This window comes from Variovorax ginsengisoli (assembly GCF_030811835.1).
Classification (GTDB): Bacteria; Pseudomonadota; Gammaproteobacteria; order Burkholderiales; family Burkholderiaceae_C; genus Variovorax; species Variovorax ginsengisoli_C.
In genome coordinates this window covers 80,003-97,950 of record NZ_JAUSRO010000015.1, presented here as the reverse complement: position 1 = coordinate 97,950, position 17,948 = coordinate 80,003, and the positions used below count along the sequence as shown (strand labels likewise).

Genomic DNA, 17,948 nt, shown 5'->3' with positions numbered 1-17,948 from the left:
CGCCGTCGCGGAGTGCCGCCGTCTCACGGCCGCGCCCGCAGCGCATCGACCTCCGCCTGCAGCGCCTCCAGCCTTTCCCGGAGCGGGCGAACCGCCTCGGTGACCTGATCCTCCGTGAAGCGCGGCGTGATGTGCTGCGGGCAGTTCCAGTCGAAGGCCTCCAGCCGCACGCGGAAGATGCGCTCGAGCTTGGCCTTGTCGCCCGGCACGGTCACGAGCGCCGTGAGCGCGGGGTCGGCGTCCAGCGCGACGACCTTGATGTGCGCGTAGATCTTCAGGCGTGCACGACGCGCGTAGTCCATCAGGAACAGGCTGGCGCGATCGGTGGCTTCCAGGTTGCCGGTGCTGATGTATTGGCGGTTGCCACGGTAGTCGGCGAAGGCCAGCGTCCGGTCGTCGATCACCTTGAGAAAGCCGCGCTGCCCTCCACGGTGCTGGACGTAGGGCCAACCCGTTTCCGACACTGTGGCCATGTAGAAGCTGTCGCGCTCGGCGATGAAGGCGGCCTCGTTCTCGGTGAAGCGGTCGAAGGCGCGATGGCCCTCGAAGTCCTGCCAGAGGCGGTCGGCGCCCATCGCCGCCTGCGCCGCCCGCACGCTGGGCGTCGATGCAATGTCCATGAAACCGTACGCCATGCGAACCTCCAATCGATGAGGACTCCATGGTGCATCTTTCCATCCAAATCGATAATCCGGCAGTTTCAAGAATCTCTCTCCCGGATTTCCGAAGGATGAACCGATGGACCGCCTGGAAGCCATGTCGATGCTGGTGTCGGTCACAGAAACAGGAAGCCTGTCGGCTGCGGCGCGCCGGTTGCGGGTGCCGCTGGCCACGCTCAGTCGCAAGATCTCGGAACTGGAGGCACGGCTGGGCGCACGCTTGCTGATCCGCACCACGCGCAAGCTCACGCTGACCGATGCGGGGGTGGACTACGTCGCCGCGGCGCGGCGCATCCTGGAACAGGTGGAGGAGGCCGAGCACAACGCCGCGGGCGAGTTCGTCGAGCCCAAGGGCGAACTGGTCGTGACCGCGCCCCTCATGTTCGGCAGCCTGCACGTGCTGCCGGTGGTGGCCGAGTTCCTGGCGGCATTTCCGGCGATCGACATCCGCCTGACCTTGTCCGACCGCCATGTGAACCTGGTCGACGACCACGTCGACATGGCCGTGCGCATCGGCCCGCTTCCGGACAGCTCGATGGTGGCGACCGCCATCGGCACGATGCGGATGGTGACCTGCGCCAGCCCGGCGATCCTCTCCGCGCAGGGCATGCCACAGACGCCGACCGATCTGCTGCGCTTCGCATGCGTGGCGGTCGACACGCCCCTGCCCTCGCCTTCCTGGCGCTTCCGCAACCCACGCTCGGGCGCGGCCATCGACGTGCCCATCCGGCCGCGCCTGAGCGTGACGACCACCGAGGCCGCGGCCGACGCCGCCAGCCTGTCCGTCGGCGTGACGCGCCTGCTGCACTACCAGGCGGTCGATGCCATCGGGCGAGGTGCGCTTCAGGTCATCCTGGAAGCCTACGAGCCCGAGCCTGCACCGATCCACCTCGTCCATGGGTCGCAGGGGCAGATGCCACTCAAGATGCGGCGTTTCCTCGATTTCGCGGCGCCCCGGCTGCGGGCGGCGATCGGGACGGGCCAGGGGCCATCGGTGCGAAGCGCTTCATAGGCGTTCGAAATGGCGACGCACAGTCAGGCCAGGGTCGGGGCATGCGGACGCAGGCGCAGATGCAGCGCCACCGCCAGCGACAACGCCACCGTCACCGCGCCCGCCAGGTAGACGCTGCCGACTCCCGCGTCTGCCGCGATCCATCCTGCAGCCGGTCCCGTGATCCCCAACGAGATGTCCAGGAAAGCGACATAGGCCCCCATGGCGACGCCGCGCGCCTGGGGTGGTGCGCGGCGCACCGCCTCCACGCCGAAGGCCGGAAATGCCAGCGAGTAGCCGAAGCCGGTCAAGGCCGCGCCCACGCACGCCATCGCGGCGTCGGCGGCGCCCCAGATCAGCAACTGGCCCACGACCTCGACGAGCACGCAGGCCAGCGCCACGCGGGCACCGCCCAACTTGTCCGGCAGGTGCCCGAAGAACAGCCGCGCGCCGATGAAGGCCAGCCCGAAGGCCGTGAACGCCATCGAGGCAGGCCCCCAACCCTTGGCGGCAAAGAGCAGCGCCGAGAAGGTGGTGATGACGCCGAAGCCCACGCTCGACAGCGCCAGCCCCAGGCCCGGCACCCAGACCGCACCCAGCACCTTGTAGAACGGCGTGCGGCGATGCGCGGCCGGCGCCATGCCGCGCAGGCCCAGCACGATTCCCAACGCCACCAGCGGCATCAGCGCCGTACCGATCGCAATGCCCGTGAAGCCCCAGCGTGCATCGACCCACACGCCGGCCGGCGCCCCCGCCGCATAGGCACCGTACATGGCGATGCCCACCCACGCCATCACCTTGCCGGCGTTCTGCGGACCGACCGTGCCCACGCCCCAGCCCAAGGCACCGGTGACGATCAGACTCTCGGCGCAGCCCAGCAGCAGTCGCCCGAGGAGCAGCACCCAGACAGCCGACATCGACGTGCCGAAGGCCAGTGACATCAGATAGACCGCGCCCGACCCGGCTGCCATGAGCAGGCCCCACACCACCGCTCGCTTGGCACCCCCCGTGTCGGCCAACGTACCGGCCCAGGCACGCGACAGCAAGGCCGCGGCGAACTGGCTGCCGATGACGACGCCCACGCCCAGCGCGCCCAGACCCAGGTGCCGGCTCAGGTGAAGTGGCAGCACCGGAAGAGGAAGGCCGATGGAGAGAAAGCCGATGAACACCGCGAGCGTGAGCGGCAGCAGCCGAAGCATGACATTCACAGGCGGTGCGGCGGCGGTGGCGTGCCCATGTGCAGGACGAGACGATGACATGTGCATTTCCTTTCAATGCGAGTAAAGACTCAAATTCAGTTCATGGAGAATATGAGTGATGGCTCGCATTGAAAACTCGCATTCGCCGGCAACCCCGCGCCCGTTGCCGCAACCACGCAAGACGCCGCGCCAGGCCCGGTCCCAGGCCATGGTCGAGGTCATTCTCGAATCGACAGCTCGCGTTCTGGGCGAGCGCGGCTATGCCGGCACCAACACCAACGTGGTGGCCGAGCGGGCCGGCGTGAGCGTCGGTTCCGTCTACCAGTACTTTCCGAACAAGGACTCGCTCGTCACGGCGCTGCACGAGCGTCACGGCGCGCAGATGTACGCCGCCATCGCGGCGGTACTGGCGACCGAACGTCCCGATGGGCTGCGCGGCCACGTGCAGGCGATGGTGCGGGCGCTGCTGGCCGCGCATCGCGTGGCACCCGACCTGCACCGCGTGCTGGAGCGGGAGTTCCCGTTCTTCGATGCGCCCCGCGACCAGAGTGCGGCCGACGGCGGCATCTTCCGGCAGGTGCGGCAGTTGCTCCAGGCGCATCGCAAGGAGATCGCGCCCACCGATCTCGACCTGGCCACCTGGATGGTGTTGCAGACGATGGAGTCGCTGGTGCATGCCGCCGCGATCGAGCCTCCGGCCATGTTCGCACCGGACGCGGTCGAGGCCGCGATCGTGCAGATGCTGATGGGCTACCTGCAGGCGCCGCAGCGGTAGTCTGGGCTTGAGCCTCTCAGTACGCCATGTCGATCAGCTTGCGTCGCATGGCCTGCAACGAGCGCCGCACCCGGTCGATGTCCGCATCCGAACACACGCCCATGATGTCCCGGGTCAACGGGTCCACGGCGCGTTCGGCACGACGGTAGAGCTTTTCGCCTTTTGGGGCGATGCGCACCACGACGGAGCGGCCGTCATGCGCCGAGTCGACGCGCTCGACCAGTTCGCGTGCCTCCAGGCCATGGAGGATTCGCGTGAGCCGCGTTCGCTCGTAGGCCGTCCACTGGGCAAGCTCCAGCATGGGGAGCGGGCCGCGCTGCAGCAGAGTACCGATGGTGCGCCACTCGGTGGGCAGCAGGCCGAAGGGTTTGAGCGCGTCGTTGAGCGCCCGGTCGCGTCGATAGACGACCTGGGTACAGAGGAAAAAAAGATGGTCTTCAAGTTCCATGGCGGCCCTGTGGATGCGCACGAAGGTGCGGCACCAATGTACTGCAGCGCTCTCCATCAATTTAGGTGCACTTTCACATAGGCATGCTCCTTGCGTCACGCTGACGGCGAACTTCACGCCACGGAAACTCGATGAAAGACACCGCTTCCTTCCTCGCCGCAATCGGAGACATTCCCGTCATTGCCGACCCGGACATCGTGCGCCGCCGCAGCCGCGACATGACCGCCGCGTTCAGCCCTCTCATGAAGGAGGACGCGATGGCACATGTGGCCGACCTCATCGTGCGCCCGCGCGACAAGGCCGACGTGCTGCGCGTGGCGTCCGCTGCAGCGCGCTGCCGCATGCCGCTGGTGATGCGCGGCGGCGCCTCGGCCAACTTCGGGCAAGGCATTCCGCTGCAGGGCGGTGCGATGGTCGACATGACCGCACTCGACCAGGTGCTGTGGACGCGCGACCAGCGTGTGCGCGCCCAGGCCGGCGCCCGCCTGACGGCCATCGACGCGGCCACCCGGCCCACCGGATGGGAGCTGCGCATTCATTCGTCCACCAAGAAAGTGGCCACCATCGGCGGCTTCGTCGGCGGGGGTCATGCGGGCGTGGGCAGTTGCACCTACGGCATCCTTCGCGACCGCGGCAACATCCTCGGCCTGGAGGTGGTGAGCGTGGAAGACGCACCGCGCGTGGTGCAGCTGCGGGGCGACGACGTCAACCTCGTGCATCACGCCTACGGCAGCAACGGGATCATCACCGAGGTCGAGATGCCGCTGGCCCCCGCGTGGCCGTGGCGCGAACAGATCGTGCTGTTCCCGGAATTCATGACCTCAGTGAAGTGCGCACACGCGCTGGCCACGTCCGACGGCATTGTCAAGAAGCTCATCAGCGTGATCGGCGAGCCGATCTGGCAGCGGATGAAGGCGCTGCGGCCCTACGGCCTCGACCACCAGCACATGGTGATCGCGATGATCGCCGAGCCCTTTGTCGAGAGCTTTCAGGCGCTGGTCAAAGACTTCGGCGGCGCCATCACGTCCGAGGCGGCCGAGGGCCAGGGGCCCTACCGCATCCCGGTCTACGAGTTCGCCTGGGGCCACACCCGCATGCACGTGAACCGTGAACATCCCGACATCGTGAGCAACGTCGGCCTCTACCTCGACCCCGACCTCGTGGGGGCCATCGAGCGCAGCCACCGCCGTTTCAAGGACCTGTGCGGCATGCATTTCGAAGTGAAGCGCTTCGACGGGAAGCTCAGCTTTCAGGGGTCGCCGTTCTTCCACTTCACCGACGACAGGCAGCTGGCCGACGTGATGCGCGGCATGGCCGACGACGGTGCAATGGTCGCCAACAACCACACCTTTCTGGTCAAGGAGGGCGGCATGAAGGCCATCGACCAGGACGACGCAACCTTCAAGCGCGCGATGGACCCGCACGATCTGATGAACCCCGGCAAGCTGCGCTTCGACGCCAAGGCGCGTGAAGAAAGCGCCGGCGGCGATCTGCCCAGCGCTGGCTGGCGCTATGCCGATGCCACGCAAGCCAACGCCGAGACCACCCCTGTCTGACTCGATTGGAGAAGCCGATGAAAGCCATGAACGCCCCGCACTCGACCCGCCGCCACGTGCTGGCATCCCTCGGCGGCGCCGTCGCGGTGGCCGCCGCACCCGCCTTCCTTCGCACCGTGAATGCGCAAGGTCTGGTCAGGCTCAGCTACCAATGCGGCTGGCTGGCCCAGGCCGAACAGGGCGGCCTTTACCAGGCGCTGGCCACGGGCATCTACCGCGAGCATGGACTCGACGTCGAGATTCGGCCTGGCGGTCCGCAGGTCAACGTCATGCAGCTCTTTCTCGCCGGGCAGTCCGACTTCGCCGAGGCCGACAGCTTCCGCGGCTTTGCCTTCGCGCAGGAGAAGCTGCCGGCGGTCGCGGTGGCCGCGTTTTTCCAGAAGGACCCGCGGGTGCTGCTGTCGCACCCGGGCGTGGGCAACGATGCGCTGGAAGCGCTCAAGGGCAAGCCGCTGTTGGTCGCGACGGCCGGCCGCCAGACCTACTGGCTCTGGCTCAAGAGCCGCTTCGGCTTCACCGACGACCAGTTGCGTCCCTACACCTTCAGCCTCGCACCTTTTCTCGTCGACAAGCAGGTGTCGACGCAAGGCTTTCTCACGAGCGAACCCTTCGCAGCGCGCAAGGCTGGGGTCGAACCCGTGGTGCACGTGCTGGCCGACAACGGTTTCGACAACTACCAGAACGTGGTCGTGACCTCGCCGAAGATGGTGCGCGAGAAGCCGGAGATCGTTCAGAAGTTCGTGACGGCCACCGCCAAGGGCTGGGCCAGCTACCTTCATGCCGACCCCGCGCCGGCCAACGCCATGATTCGCGCAGCCAATCCGGCCATGGGCGAAGACCTGATCGCCTATGCCATCGGCGCCATGAACAAGTACAGCGTGGTCGAAACCGCCGACACCCGGGCCACCATGATCGGCGCGATGACGCACCAGCGCTGGCAGGGCTTCTACGACACCATGGTCGTGGCCGGCGCGCAGCCACCCCACACCGACATCCGCAATGGCTATACGCTCCAGTTTGTCGGCAAGCCTGCCTGAACGCCCCAGCGCCCTCCTTCACTCATGAGCCATTCCTTCTTCCAACCCCCCGCGCAAGACAACTACGTGCTGCGAAACTTGCGCGCGCCGCGCTGCCTGCTGCAGGTCGATGCGGCGACCGCCGACCGGCTGCGGCCAATCCACGATGGCCACAGCGATTTGGTCGCCGTCGACCTGCGCATCGCCCACGGCCGCATCGACGCGATCGCACCGGCCGGCAGCTTCGATGCCGCAAGCGGCCCCGACCTGGACGCATCGATGGTGCTACCGGGCATGGTCGACGTGCACACGCATCTCGACAAGGGCCACATCTGGCCGCGCCAGCCCAACGCGACCGGCGACGGGGCCGGTGCGTCGAAGGCCACCGGCATCGACCGCACCGCGAACTGGCATGCCGACGACGTGCGCCAGCGCATGGACTTCGGCCTGCGCACCGCCTACGCCAAGGGCGTGGTTGCGATCCGCACGCACCTCGACTCGCTGGCGCCGCAGGCGGCCATTTCGTTCCCCGTGTTTCGCGAGATGCGCGAGCGCTGGACCGGGCGCATCGAGCTGCAGGCGTCGTCCATCGCGCCGCTCAACATCTTCCTGACCGACGAAGGCCGGCAGCTGGCCGACATCGTGGCCGAGAGCGGCGGGCGGCTGGGCTGCGTCACCAAGTCGATGACCTACCCCGCCGACACCATGCCGCCCGATCTGGACGAGGCGCTGGTGCGCGTCTTCCAGCTCGCGGCGGAGCGCGGGCTCGACCTCGACCTGCATGTCGACGAGTCGACCGACCCCGCGGCGCGCTCGCTGATCCGCGTGGCGCGCACGGCCATCGCGCAGAACTTCAAGGGGCGCATCCTGTGCGGCCACGTGACCTCGCTCGCGTTGCAGACCGACGACTTCATCGAAGAGACGATCGCCGCCTGCAAGGAAGCCGGCATCGACATCGTGAGCCTGCCGACGGTCAACATGTACCTGCAGGACCGCAGCCCCGAGGCGCGCACCCCGCGCTGGCGCGGCGTGACGGTGCTGCACGAAATGAAGGCGCGCGGCCTGCGTGTGGCGGTGGCCGGCGACAACTGCCGCGATCCGTTCTACGCTTACGGCGACCACGACATGCTCGACACCTTCACCCAAGCTGTGAAGATCCTGCACCTGGACCATCCGCTGGGCGACTGGATCCGCGCCGCGACCGAAACACCGGCGGCCATCATGGGCATCGACCGCGGCACGATCAAGGTCGGCGGGCCGGCCGACCTGCTGGTGCTCAAGGCACGCAGCTATTCGGAGATGCTGGCGCGCGCCCAGTTCGACCGCACCGTGATCCGCGCCGGCCGCGCCATCGACACCACCCTGCCCGACTACCGCGAGCTCGACGCGCTGATGGCCGTTTGAATCAGATCGCCGCCACGCTGCCCGTCACCGGCAGCACGATGCCGGTGATGTAGCCGGCGCACACCGGTGACGCGAGGAAGACGTAGGCCGGCGACAGCTCTTCGGGCTGCGCCACGCGCTTGAAGTCGGTTTCCTTGCCGAACTTCTTCACGTCGGCGGCTGTCTTGTCCGCCGGGTTGAGCGGCGTCCACACCGGGCCGGGTGCGACCGCGTTGACGCGGATACCGCGGTCGATGACGTTGAGCGCCAGCGCCTTCGTGAACGCGTGGATCGCGCCCTTGGTGGCCGAATAGTCGATGAGGTTCCTGCTGCCCTGCAGGCCGGTGCGCGAGCCGGTGTTGATGATCGACGCGCCGTTCTTCATGTGCGGCAGCGCCGCGCGCGCCATGCGCATGTAGCCGCCGATGTTGGTCTGCAGCGTGAGGTCCATGCGCTCGTCGCTGATGTCCTCCAGATTTTCCGCATGCATCTGGAAGGCGGCATTGTTGACGAGGACGTCGAGCCGGCCGAAGGCCTTGACGGTGCGGGCCACGGCGCGGTCGCAGAACGCCGAGCGCCGCACGTCGCCCGGGATCAGGATGCAACGGCGGCCTTCGGCCTCGACCGCCGCCTGCGTGGCCTTGGCGTCGTCATGCTCATTCAGATAGACCAGTGCCACGTCGGCGCCTTCGCGCGCGAACAGCACGGCCACCGCGCGGCCGATGCCGGAGTCGCCACCGGTCACGATGGTCGCCATGCCTTCGAGCTTGCGGCTGCCCTCGTAGTCCGGCGCCAGAAAGCGCGGCTGCAGCTTCATGGCCGATTCGCGGCCGGGCTTCTTCTGCTTCTCGCCGGTCTGATCGCTGGGCTGCGCGCGCGCGCCGGCCTGTACGGCCCGCTTGGGCTGCTTGGAAGCCGGCGCGGTCAGGTCCCTGGCGTCCTGGTCACGCTGAATGCGACGGTGGGTGCGCGCGAGTTGGCCCACAGCGTCCGTCCGAGAGGAGGAGGCGCTGCTGGGGGAGGTGGGGCTGGAAGAGGCGGATGGGCGGGAAGGTGTGCGGGCCAAAATCGTGATTCCTCGTAGGTTGCAGGTTGAACGAATGAAAAGGTGATTCACGTTAGAACCGGCAGCCGCCGCATCCTGTCGTCCAACGCCGACGACCGCCGCGCGGTCAGGCGCCATGCAGGCATGCCCTTCACCACCGAAAGGAATAAGGGTAAATCCGAGGTGGTCAGGTGGAAGTCAGGACCTAGCATCCCGCCCTTTGACCTGGGAAACAACGTGAAACATCTGCTTGCCCTCACCGCCATGGCGCTTGCCTGCACCGCCGCTTTCGCCCAGGACTACCCCAGTGGCAAGCCGATCAGCATCGTCGTGCCCTTCTCGGCCGGCGGCCCGACCGACCGCGTCGCACGCGACCTGGCCGAAGCCCTGCGCAAGCCCCTTGGCGGCGTCAGCGTGGTGATCGACAACGTGCCGGGCGCCGGCAGTTCCATCGGCGCAGCCAAGGTGGCCCGCGCCAACCCGGACGGCTACACCCTGCTGCTCAACCACATCGGCATGTCCACCGTGCCGACGCTGGTGCGCAATCTGCCCTTCAAGGTCGAGAGCGACTTCGAATACCTCGGCATCATCAACGACGTCCCGATGACGCTGATCGCCAAGCCGAGCATGCAGGCCAACACCTATGCCGAGCTGACCACCTGGATCGCCGCGAACAAGGGCAAGATCAACCTGGGCAACGCGGGCGTCGGCTCGGCGTCGCACCTGTGCGGCCTGCTCTACCAGACGGCCATGAAGACCGAGATGACCCCGGTGCCCTACAAGGGAACCGCGCCGGCCATCACCGACCTGATCGGCGGCCAGATCGACCTGCTGTGCGACCAGACCACCAACACGTCGCCGCAGATCGAGTCCAAGAAGGTCAAGGCCTATGCCGTGACCACGCCCAAGCGCCTGACGACACCGCTGCTCAAGGATCTGCCAACGCTGCAGGAAGCCGGCCTGAAGGACTTCCAGGTCACGATCTGGCACGGTCTCTACGCGCCCAAGGGCACGCCGCCCGCCGTGCTCAAGAAGCTCAACGACGCCGTCAAGGTCGCGCTGAAGGATCCGGACTTCATCAAGAAGCAGGAAGGCCTGGGCGCCGTGGTCGCCACCGACGGCCGCATCGAGCCGGCCGGCCACAAGAAGTTCGTGGCCGACGAGATCGCCAAGTGGAGCCCCATCATCAAGGCCGCCGGCGTCTACGCAGACTGACCCAGCGCCTGCCCTTCGCGGGGCCTGACACATCAAAAAGCCGCCGCCCCTTCGGGACGGCGTTTTTTTTCGCCATGCGGGAGACACCGCGGAACCGGCTTTGCCGGGCCGCCGGTGTCGCCTCCGGCAGGGGTAGGCGGCGACGCGAAGCGAGCAAGCCTGCGGGCGAGCCCTACTTCGGTCGGATGGCGTCGGCCGTGCCCTGGATGAAGGCCTTGATGCTGTCGATGTCTTCGTTGCTCAGCTTGCCGGTGAAGTCGGGCATGCCGCGGGACATGGCGGGGCCGGCGAGCACGAACTTGTCGAGGTTCTCGATGTAGGCGGCGTCCATGTAGCCGAGGTTGGGGATGTTGCCGCCGCGGTCCACGCCGGGCACGCCATGGCAGAACACGCAGTTGGCGACGTAGAGCATCGTGCCGGCCTGCACCTTGGCCGGGTCGTACTTCACGCCCTGCACGAGCTTGTCCATGCGGTACTGGACGAACTCCGGCATTTTGGCCGTGCCGCCCAGGGCGAAGGTGTAGACCGTGCCCGGCCCCTGCTTCTCCGTGGCGCGCTGGGCCAAGCCGTAGACCCCGCCCCAGCCGACCGCCACCGACACGTACTGCTTGCCGTCGACCAGGTAGGTCGCGGGCGCCGCGACCACGCCGGTGCCGGTGGGCGACTCCCACAGCTTGGTGCCGTTCCTCGCGTCGTAGGCCACCAGGCGGCCGTCGGCCGTGCCCTGGAACACCAGGTTGCCGGCGGTGGTCAGCGTGCCGCCGTTCCAGGGCGAGGCGTAGTCCACGCCCCAGGCCTCCTTCTGCGCCACCGGGTCCCAGGCGACCAGCCGGCCGAAAGGCTTGCTCTTGGGCGCCTCGGCGTTGGCGAACTTGGCGGTGTTCCAGCCCAGCGCGGCATGCGGCCGGCCGGGCTTGTCTTCGTTGAACTTCCAGTCCTTGTCGTCCATCAGGTTCAGCGGCACGTGCTGCGCGGGCAGGTAGGCCAGGCCGGTCTGCGGGTTGAACGACATCGGATGCCAGTTGTGCGCGCCGAAGGGGCCGGGGATCGCGTCGTAGGGCTTGCTGCCGTCACGCGCGGCGGCCAGCTCGATAGGTCGGCCGTTCTTGTCGTAGCCCGTGGCCCAGTTGACCTCGGTGAAGTTCTTGGCCGAGATGAATTTGCCGTTGGTCCGGTCGATCACGAAAAAGAAACCGTTCTTCGGCGCATGCAGCAGCACCTTGCGTGCCTTGCCGTCGACCTTGACGTCCGCCAGGATCATCGACTGCGTCGAGGTGTAGTCCCAGTTGTCGCCCGGTGTCTCCTGATAATGCCAGACGTACTTGCCGGTGTCGGGGTTGAGCGCCACCACCGAGCCCAGGTAGAGGTTGTCGCCGCCCTTGGGGCTGCGCGCCTTGTGCGACCAGGGTGAGCCGTTGCCGGTGCCCACATAGAGCAGGTTGAGCTCGGGGTCGTAGGCAAAGGAATCCCAGGGCGTGCCGCCGCCACCCGACTCCCAGTATTTGGCCGAGGGGTCCCAGGTCTTGGCCGCACGCGCCATCGAGGCGTCCTCGAAGGGTTGGGACGGATCGCCGGGCACCACGAACCAGCGCCACTTGCGCTCGCCGGTGTTGGCGTCGTAGGCGCTGACGAAGCCGCGCACGCCGTACTCGGCCCCGCCATTGCCGATGATGACGCGGCCCTTGACGATGCGCGGCGCGCCGGTGATGGTGTACGAGCCCTTCTGCCCTTCGATCGTGTTCTTTTCCCAGACCGTCTTGCCGGTGGCCGCGTCGAGTGCGATCAGCCGACCGTCGTAGGCGGCCACGTAGACCTTGCCCTGATAGAGCGCAACGCCGCGGTTGACCACGTCGCAACAGCCACGAAAACCCTTGGACCGGTCGACCTGCGGGTCGAAGGTCCAGAGCTTCTGGCCGGTTCGCACGTCGATGGCGTGGACCACGCTCCAGGAGGCGGTGACGTACATCACGCCATCGACCACCAGGGGCGTGGCCTCCACGCCGCGCGTCGATTCGAGGTTGTACGACCAGACCAGCCCGAGGTCTTTCGCGTTCGACGCATTGACCTGATCGAGCTTGCTGAAACGGGTTTCGGCGTAGTCGAGCCCGTAGCTGGGCCAGTCGGGCGTCTTGGCCGCGTTGGCGCGGATGAAGTTGCCGTCGACTTTCTGCAGGGCGGTCTGGACGTGAGCGGGCGAGCCCTTGGGGGGCGTCTGTGCCAGGGCGGGCAGCAAGGCCGCGCCCAGGCCCCAGATCAAGGCGGTGGCGCCGGTGAAGCGGTTCATCGTGTCGTCTCCTGTTGTTGTGTCCGGAGGATGGGCCACGTGAGCGCTTTGTTCACCTTCGGGATTTCCCCCTCCCGCCAGTGTTCCATTGCGGAACACAGTCGGCGGCTGCGCCGGCGCCGGCGCGCCACCCCACTTGCCCATGGCCTCGCGATCGACCGATACCGCCACCGCCCCCCGCGCGCTATTCGCCAGCACGCCGGCCGAGCGCACCGCGCTCGCCCGCCAGCAGTTCTTCGAGGATGGCGTGCGGCCCTCGGGACTGGTCCCCGAGGCGGTGCTGCAGTCGTGGATGCGCTGCACCCGCACGCATGCCGACCGCCATCGCGTCGTGCCCTTCGACCCGGTCACGCCCAGCCGGCTGCATGCCACGCGCCAGCGCCATCGCGCGCTGATCGAGGCGGCCGACCCCGACCTGAGCGCGATGGAGGGCATGCTCGCGGGTACCGACTGCCGCGTGATCCTGACCGACTGCGACGGGGTGGTGCTGCACGTCACCCACCACCCCCATGCGGCGCACCAACCGGTGCTGAGCGCCACCTCGCGCGTGGGCGTGAACATCTCCGAACGCATGGTCGGCACGACAGCGCCCGGCATCGTGGCGTCGACAGGCCAGGCCTGCACCGTCGACGGCGCCGAGCACTACTTCGACCAGCTGTGCGGCCTGCAGTGCGCCGCCGCACCGATCCGCGATGTGCACGGACGCCTGGCGGGCGTGCTCGACCTCACGGTGGAGCAGCGCCGCTTCGGCTTCGACGCCGCGGCCATGGTCGGGCTGTATGCGACCACCATCGAGAACCGGTTGCTGCAGGCGCAGTCACGCAGCCTGCTCGTGCTGCGCTTCCAGGCGCATCCGTCGCTGCTGGGCACGCCGATGGAAGCGCTCATGGGCATCGCCTCCGACGGCACCATCGCCTGGCTCAACGGCGCGGCGGTGCGACTGGTCGGCCCCTTGCCCGAAGCGGCCGACGCTGCCGATGCCACCGACGCCGCGGGCCAACGCCACGTCGGCGCACTGCTCGGCTGCGACCTGGGCGACCTGCTCCAACTCGGCCGCCACGACACCGCGCGACCGCTGCGTCTGCCCCACGGGCTGGCCGTCTGGATGCGGGCACGGCTGAATGCACCGGACGGCGCGGACTTCCGGCACGCGGTGGCCACAGTGGCACCCGCGGACACCGTGGTGGCGGCACCGATGCCGCAGGCGGCCGTGGCCATGACACGGGATGAGGGAAACAAAGGCGAGGACCGTGGCGAAGGAGCGTGCGCACCGGCCGTCACCACCGAAACCCTGCGCGCGCACAGCCACCGCCTCATCGAAGACACGCTGGCCGCGCACGGCGGCAACATCTCGCACGCGGCACGGCAACTGGGGGTCTCGCGTGGCACGCTCTACCGGCAGTTGCGGCGCTGGCGCCAGCAGGCCGGCCCCGACAACGAGGGCGAAAGCGAAAGCGCGCCCGCGGGTTAGCCCACTCCCACCCCACCGGGGGCATGGCTACGATGGTCCGCACCGCGCCGCCTCCGGTGCGCTGGAGACAAGATGGCGTCGAGTTTTCCCGAGCCGGACATCGCGCAGGCGTTGTACCGGATGATGGTGCGCATCCGCGCGTTCGAGAACGCGGCCGAGGCCGCCAGCCAGGGCGGCGTGAGCGCCTATGGCCAGCAGGCCGCCGGCACCGCCCAGGTGCGCGGCCCGCTGCACCTGTCGACCGGGCAGGAAGCAGTGCCCGCAGGCGTCTGCGCGCACCTGCGGCCCGGCGACCTCCTCACCTCCACACACCGCGGCCACGGCCACACGCTGGCCAAGGGCGCCGACCTCGGCCGCATGATGGCCGAGCTGTTCGGCAAGGCCACCGGCTTCAACGGCGGCAAGGGCGGCTCCATGCACATCGCCGACTTCTCGGTGGGCATGCTGGGGGCCAACGGCGTGGTCGCGGCCGGCCTGCCGATCGCGGTGGGCGCGGCACATGCGCAGAAGCTGCAACGGGGCCGCTCCCCGGTCGATCAGGACGCCATCACCGTGTGCTTCTTCGGCGACGGCGCCATCAACCGGGGGCCATTCCTGGAAGCGCTGAACTGGGCGCGGGTGTATGCGCTGCCGGTGCTCTTCGTCTGCGAGGACAACCGGTGGAGCGCGACCACCGCCAGCGGCCCGATGACGGCGGGCGACGGCGCTTCGGCACGTGCGCTCGCACTTGATATCCCGGCCACGCAGGTCGACGGCAACGACGTGTTCGCGGTGCATGCCACGGCCGCCACCCTGATCGCCGAGGTGCGCGCAGACGGAGGTCCGCGCCTGCTGCATGCGCTGACCTACCGTGTGAAGGGCCACGTATCGGTCGACGCTGCGGCCTACCGCGACCCCGCCGAACTGGCCGCCGCGCTGACGACCGACCCGATCGAGCGCACACACGCGGTGCTGCGCGCGGCCGGCGTGCCGCCTGCGGCGCTCGACGCCATCGCCGACGCGGCGCGCGACGAGGTCACGGCCGCGCTGGTGGCCGCCGATGCCGCGCCCTGGCCTGTACCCGAAGCGGCCTTCACCGATGTCCAGACCACGGGAGCAGACCAATGGTTCTGAGCAACGCAAACCCCAAGGACCTGAGCTACGCCCAGGCGGCTGCCCTGGCCGTGCAGCGCGAGATGGAAGCCGACCCGCGCGTGGTCGTGCTCGGCGAGGACGTCGGACGCGGGGGCATCTTCGGGCAGTACCAGGGCCTGCAACAGCGCTTTGGCGCCGACCGCGTGATCGACACGCCGATCAGCGAGGCCGCCATCATGGGTGCGGGCGTCGGCATGGCACTGGCCGGACTGCGGCCCGTGATCGAGATGCGCGTGGTCGACTTCGCCCTGTGCGGCATGGACGAATTGGTCAACCAGGCCGCCAAGAACCGGTTCATGTTCGGTGGCCAGGGCCGCGTGCCACTGGTCGCGCGCATGCCCGGCGGCATCTGGGACGCGTCGGCGGCCCAGCATTCGCAGTCGCTGGAGGCCTGGTTCACGCACCTGCCGGGTGTCGTGGTCGTGAGCCCCTCGACCCCGCAGGACAACTACAGCCTGCTGCGCGCGGCGCTGGCCTGCGGCGACCCGGTGGTCTACATCGAGCACAAGACGCTGTGGGGCCAGCGCGGCCCCGTGGACGAAGGCATCGCCGTGCCGCTGGGCCAGGCCGCCACGCTGCGCCGCGGTGACGCACTCACGCTGGTGAGCTGGGGCCGGCAACTGCAGGCCTGCGCCGCAGCCTGCGACGTGCTGGCCGACGAAGGCATCACGGTCGAGCTGATCGACCTGCGCACGCTGTGGCCCTGGGACCGCGAAACCGTGCTCGCGGCCTGTGCGCGCACGCAGCGCCTGCTGGTCGTGCACGAGGCGGTGCAGGCCTCGGGCTTCGGCGCCGAAATCGCCGCGACGGCGGCTGAAGCCTCGGGCTGCCGCATTGCGCGGTTGGGTGCGCCGCGCATTCCGGTCGGCTACGCGCCGGTGCTCGAAGCGCAGTCGCGCGTGGGCGCCGAGGCGATCGCGGCCGCAGCGCGCAGGCTGGCCGGCTGAAAGAAGGCCACGCCGCACGCTTGAGCGCCTGCGGCGGGAGCTGTAAGCGCGGCGTTCACAGCTGCACGCCGCGCGTCAAGGCGCCATCGACCACCAGGTTCGTGCCCGTCACGAAACTCGCCGCCGGGCTGGCGAGAAAAGCCACGGCGTTGGCGACTTCCTGCGGCGTGCCCATGCGCCCGGTCGGATTGAGTGCCAGCGCCTGCGCGTAGAGCGCCGGGTTGCCCTGCTCGATCTGGTCCCACACGCCGCCCGCGAAATAGGTGTTGCCCGGCGACACCGAGTTGGCGCGGATGTGCCGCGCCGCCAGGTGAAAGGCCAGGCCCTGCGTGTAATGGACGATGGCGGCCTTGAAGGCGCCATACGGTCCGGCGGCAAAGTCGATCTCGCGCCCCGACACGCTGGAGATGGTCACAATGGCCGCATGCGCGCTGCGCTCGAGCTGCGGCAGGGCCGCATCGACCAGGCGCACCGTGCCCATCATGTCGACCTCGAAGCCGCGCTGCCAACCGGCCTCGTCGTTGGCAATGGCCAGCGCGCTCACGTTGGCCACCACGATGTCGATGCCGCCCAGCGCGTCGCCCGCGGCCGCGACCCAGCGCTGGAGCGCCGGGCCGTCGCCCACGTCGACCGCTTCGCCGACCACCTGCACGCCAGGCGCCGACAGGTCGGCAACGGCCTGCGCCACCTCCGACGCATTGCGCGCGCACAGCGCCACGTGCACGCCCTCGGCCACCAGCGTCTGGGCGATGGCGCGGCCGATGCCCTTGGTGCCGCCGGTGACGAGGGCCCGCAGCCCCTTGAGTCCGAGATCCATGGTGATGCTCCTGGGCCTTGTCAGGCGAGATAGGTCTTGCGGATGGCCGCGCCGACCGTGTACTTGGGATCGACGAAGTTGCCCAGCCGCACCTGGCCGCACTGGCTGAGCATCATGTAGGCGTCCCAGCGGTCGTAGCCGTACTCGGCCTCCATCCAGAGGATGAGCTCGCGGTACGCGATGCGCGTGGCGTCCTCCAGCGGCCGGGCGCTGCCGATCGCCATGATCACGGCCTCGTTTTCCAGCCTCGGCCATTCGAGCGACCAGCCCTTGATCAGGTCGACCTGGAAGGTGGTGGTGCTCGCGTACTCGACCGCCGTGCCGCACACCTCGCCGTCACCCTGGCAGGCGTGCGCGTCGCCGATGAAGAGGCGCCCGCCGTCCGCGCGCACCGGCAGGTAGGTGATGCTGCCCGGCCCCATGTCGGGCAGGTCCATGTTGCCGCCGTGCGCGTCCGGCGTGAGCGTGTTGATCGAGTCGATCTCCGGCGAGCAGCTCAGCGTGCCGATGTGCGGCCGGTAAGGCAGGGTCACACGCCGGCTCCAGTACACGCCCTGTTCGTCCACGTCGATCTTGCGCACGATCTCGGGCAGCGGATCGGTCAGCAGCGCCGTGAGCGAGGTGCCGCTCAACGCACCAAAGTGCGGGATCATCGCGCAGGTGCCACGCGGGTTGGGCCCGCGCGGCGCCATCGACTCGATGTGCACCGCGATCACGTCGCCCTTGCGCGCACCCTCGACCATGATCGGCCCATTCTGCGGATTGACGAAGGGCATGGAGAGCACGCGCGAGGGCAGGTCCTGCTCGGTCTGGATCGCGCCTTCGAAGGCGTCGCGCGTCTCGACCACCACGCGGTCGCCAGGCCGCACATGCAGCACCGGGTCGGAGTACGGGCCGATGGTGTAGTGGTACTTGCCTTGTTTGGCTTCGGTGAGTTCGTGGGTGTCGGGCGTGCGGCCCTGCGCAGTGCCGCGCGTGCGCATGATCGAGGTGTCGAGCCAGTCCATG

The 17,948-nt window shown here is 68.6% G+C and carries 16 protein-coding genes; 9 read left to right on the top strand and 7 right to left on the bottom strand.

Translation table 11 applies throughout. The features are described 5' to 3' along the window. Positions 1–23 precede the first annotated feature (23 nt). Positions 24–635 carry a pyridoxamine 5'-phosphate oxidase family protein gene (locus tag J2W36_RS21195; protein WP_307691755.1) on the bottom strand — a complete coding sequence of 204 codons (612 nt, stop codon included), beginning with the start codon at positions 633–635 and terminating at the stop codon, positions 24–26. Between the two features lie 103 nt (positions 636–738). Between J2W36_RS21195 and J2W36_RS21190 the strand changes: the two genes are divergently transcribed. Next, positions 739–1,671, top strand: coding sequence for a LysR family transcriptional regulator (locus tag J2W36_RS21190; protein WP_307691754.1), 933 nt, complete (start codon positions 739–741; stop codon positions 1,669–1,671). 23 nt (positions 1,672–1,694) lie between these two features. Here J2W36_RS21190 and J2W36_RS21185 read toward each other — a convergent pair whose 3' ends face one another. Continuing rightward, entirely contained in the window at positions 1,695–2,909 is a 1,215-nt protein-coding gene (locus tag J2W36_RS21185; protein ID WP_307691753.1) for an arabinose transporter, read from the bottom strand. A gap of 58 nt (positions 2,910–2,967) precedes the next feature. Between J2W36_RS21185 and J2W36_RS21180 the strand changes: the two genes are divergently transcribed. Then, positions 2,968–3,624: a TetR/AcrR family transcriptional regulator gene (locus J2W36_RS21180; RefSeq protein ID WP_307691752.1), complete on the top strand. Its 657-nt coding sequence runs from the start codon at positions 2,968–2,970 to the stop codon at positions 3,622–3,624. Between the two features lie 16 nt (positions 3,625–3,640). Here the strand turns inward: J2W36_RS21180 and J2W36_RS21175 are convergent, their stop codons facing one another. Next, positions 3,641–4,072 carry a MarR family winged helix-turn-helix transcriptional regulator gene (locus tag J2W36_RS21175; protein WP_307691751.1) on the bottom strand — a complete coding sequence of 144 codons (432 nt, stop codon included), beginning with the start codon at positions 4,070–4,072 and terminating at the stop codon, positions 3,641–3,643. 131 nt (positions 4,073–4,203) lie between these two features. On the opposite strand from J2W36_RS21175, the gene J2W36_RS21170 reads away from it, so the two are divergent. The 3 genes from J2W36_RS21170 to J2W36_RS21160 are packed head-to-tail and all read left to right on the top strand — an operon-like array spanning position 4,204 to position 8,048. Continuing rightward, complete coding sequence (locus J2W36_RS21170) at positions 4,204–5,628, top strand: FAD-binding oxidoreductase (RefSeq protein ID WP_307691750.1); 1,425 nt, start codon at positions 4,204–4,206, stop codon at positions 5,626–5,628. A gap of 17 nt (positions 5,629–5,645) precedes the next feature. Beyond that, on the top strand, positions 5,646–6,665 hold the full coding sequence (locus tag J2W36_RS21165) for an ABC transporter substrate-binding protein (protein ID WP_307691749.1): 1,020 nt from the start codon (positions 5,646–5,648) through the stop codon (positions 6,663–6,665). Between the two features lie 24 nt (positions 6,666–6,689). After that, the gene (locus J2W36_RS21160) at positions 6,690–8,048 is read left to right on the top strand and encodes a cytosine deaminase (RefSeq protein WP_307691748.1); all 1,359 of its coding nucleotides are present in this window, start codon (positions 6,690–6,692) and stop codon (positions 8,046–8,048) included. 1 nt (position 8,049) lies between these two features. On the opposite strand, the gene J2W36_RS21155 is transcribed toward J2W36_RS21160, so the two are convergent. Next, positions 8,050–9,012 (bottom strand): SDR family oxidoreductase, encoded by a 963-nt coding sequence (locus J2W36_RS21155; RefSeq protein WP_307691747.1) that lies wholly within the window; start codon positions 9,010–9,012, stop codon positions 8,050–8,052. Positions 9,013–9,309: 297 nt separating this feature from the next. On the opposite strand from J2W36_RS21155, the gene J2W36_RS21150 reads away from it, so the two are divergent. Beyond that, complete coding sequence (locus tag J2W36_RS21150; protein WP_307691746.1) at positions 9,310–10,287, top strand: tripartite tricarboxylate transporter substrate-binding protein; 978 nt, start codon at positions 9,310–9,312, stop codon at positions 10,285–10,287. A 172-nt stretch (positions 10,288–10,459) separates the two neighbouring features. Here the strand turns inward: J2W36_RS21150 and J2W36_RS21145 are convergent, their stop codons facing one another. After that, complete coding sequence (locus tag J2W36_RS21145; RefSeq protein WP_307691745.1) at positions 10,460–12,571, bottom strand: PQQ-dependent dehydrogenase, methanol/ethanol family; 2,112 nt, start codon at positions 12,569–12,571, stop codon at positions 10,460–10,462. A gap of 142 nt (positions 12,572–12,713) precedes the next feature. On the opposite strand from J2W36_RS21145, the gene J2W36_RS21140 reads away from it, so the two are divergent. From J2W36_RS21140 to J2W36_RS21130, 3 genes are all read left to right on the top strand, one after another. After that, positions 12,714–14,042, top strand: coding sequence for a helix-turn-helix domain-containing protein (locus J2W36_RS21140; protein ID WP_307691744.1), 1,329 nt, complete (start codon positions 12,714–12,716; stop codon positions 14,040–14,042). A gap of 72 nt (positions 14,043–14,114) precedes the next feature. After that, positions 14,115–15,155 carry a thiamine pyrophosphate-dependent dehydrogenase E1 component subunit alpha gene (locus J2W36_RS21135; RefSeq protein ID WP_307691743.1) on the top strand — a complete coding sequence of 347 codons (1,041 nt, stop codon included), beginning with the start codon at positions 14,115–14,117 and terminating at the stop codon, positions 15,153–15,155. Next, the gene (locus tag J2W36_RS21130) at positions 15,146–16,123 is read left to right on the top strand and encodes an alpha-ketoacid dehydrogenase subunit beta (RefSeq protein WP_307691742.1); all 978 of its coding nucleotides are present in this window, start codon (positions 15,146–15,148) and stop codon (positions 16,121–16,123) included. Before J2W36_RS21135 ends, J2W36_RS21130 begins: the two co-directional genes overlap by 10 nt. Before the next feature lie 55 nt (positions 16,124–16,178). Here J2W36_RS21130 and J2W36_RS21125 read toward each other — a convergent pair whose 3' ends face one another. Together J2W36_RS21125 and J2W36_RS21120 are read right to left on the bottom strand one after the other, a co-directional pair. Continuing rightward, positions 16,179–16,940 (bottom strand): SDR family NAD(P)-dependent oxidoreductase, encoded by a 762-nt coding sequence (locus tag J2W36_RS21125; RefSeq protein WP_307691741.1) that lies wholly within the window; start codon positions 16,938–16,940, stop codon positions 16,179–16,181. A gap of 20 nt (positions 16,941–16,960) precedes the next feature. Then, positions 16,961–17,947, bottom strand: coding sequence for an acetamidase/formamidase family protein (locus J2W36_RS21120; RefSeq protein WP_307691740.1), 987 nt, complete (start codon positions 17,945–17,947; stop codon positions 16,961–16,963). Position 17,948: the final 1 nt, after the last annotated feature.

Bases quoted from the DNA above. Each gene is read 5' to 3' on its own strand.
- J2W36_RS21195 (WP_307691755.1), bottom strand. From the start codon at position 635: ATGGCGTACGGTTTCATGGACATTGCATCGACGCCCAGCGTGCGGGCG.
- J2W36_RS21190 (WP_307691754.1), top strand. From the start codon at position 739: ATGGACCGCCTGGAAGCCATGTCGATGCTGGTGTCGGTCACAGAAACA.
- J2W36_RS21185 (WP_307691753.1), bottom strand. From the start codon at position 2,909: ATGTCATCGTCTCGTCCTGCACATGGGCACGCCACCGCCGCCGCACCG.
- J2W36_RS21180 (WP_307691752.1), top strand. From the start codon at position 2,968: ATGGCTCGCATTGAAAACTCGCATTCGCCGGCAACCCCGCGCCCGTTG.
- J2W36_RS21175 (WP_307691751.1), bottom strand. From the start codon at position 4,072: ATGGAACTTGAAGACCATCTTTTTTTCCTCTGTACCCAGGTCGTCTAT.
- J2W36_RS21170 (WP_307691750.1), top strand. From the start codon at position 4,204: ATGAAAGACACCGCTTCCTTCCTCGCCGCAATCGGAGACATTCCCGTC.
- J2W36_RS21165 (WP_307691749.1), top strand. From the start codon at position 5,646: ATGAAAGCCATGAACGCCCCGCACTCGACCCGCCGCCACGTGCTGGCA.
- J2W36_RS21160 (WP_307691748.1), top strand. From the start codon at position 6,690: ATGAGCCATTCCTTCTTCCAACCCCCCGCGCAAGACAACTACGTGCTG.
- J2W36_RS21145 (WP_307691745.1), bottom strand. From the start codon at position 12,571: ATGAACCGCTTCACCGGCGCCACCGCCTTGATCTGGGGCCTGGGCGCG.
- J2W36_RS21140 (WP_307691744.1), top strand. From the start codon at position 12,714: ATGGCCTCGCGATCGACCGATACCGCCACCGCCCCCCGCGCGCTATTC.
- J2W36_RS21135 (WP_307691743.1), top strand. From the start codon at position 14,115: ATGGCGTCGAGTTTTCCCGAGCCGGACATCGCGCAGGCGTTGTACCGG.
- J2W36_RS21130 (WP_307691742.1), top strand. From the start codon at position 15,146: ATGGTTCTGAGCAACGCAAACCCCAAGGACCTGAGCTACGCCCAGGCG.
- J2W36_RS21125 (WP_307691741.1), bottom strand. From the start codon at position 16,940: ATGGATCTCGGACTCAAGGGGCTGCGGGCCCTCGTCACCGGCGGCACC.
- J2W36_RS21120 (WP_307691740.1), bottom strand. From the start codon at position 17,947: ATGGACTGGCTCGACACCTCGATCATGCGCACGCGCGGCACTGCGCAG.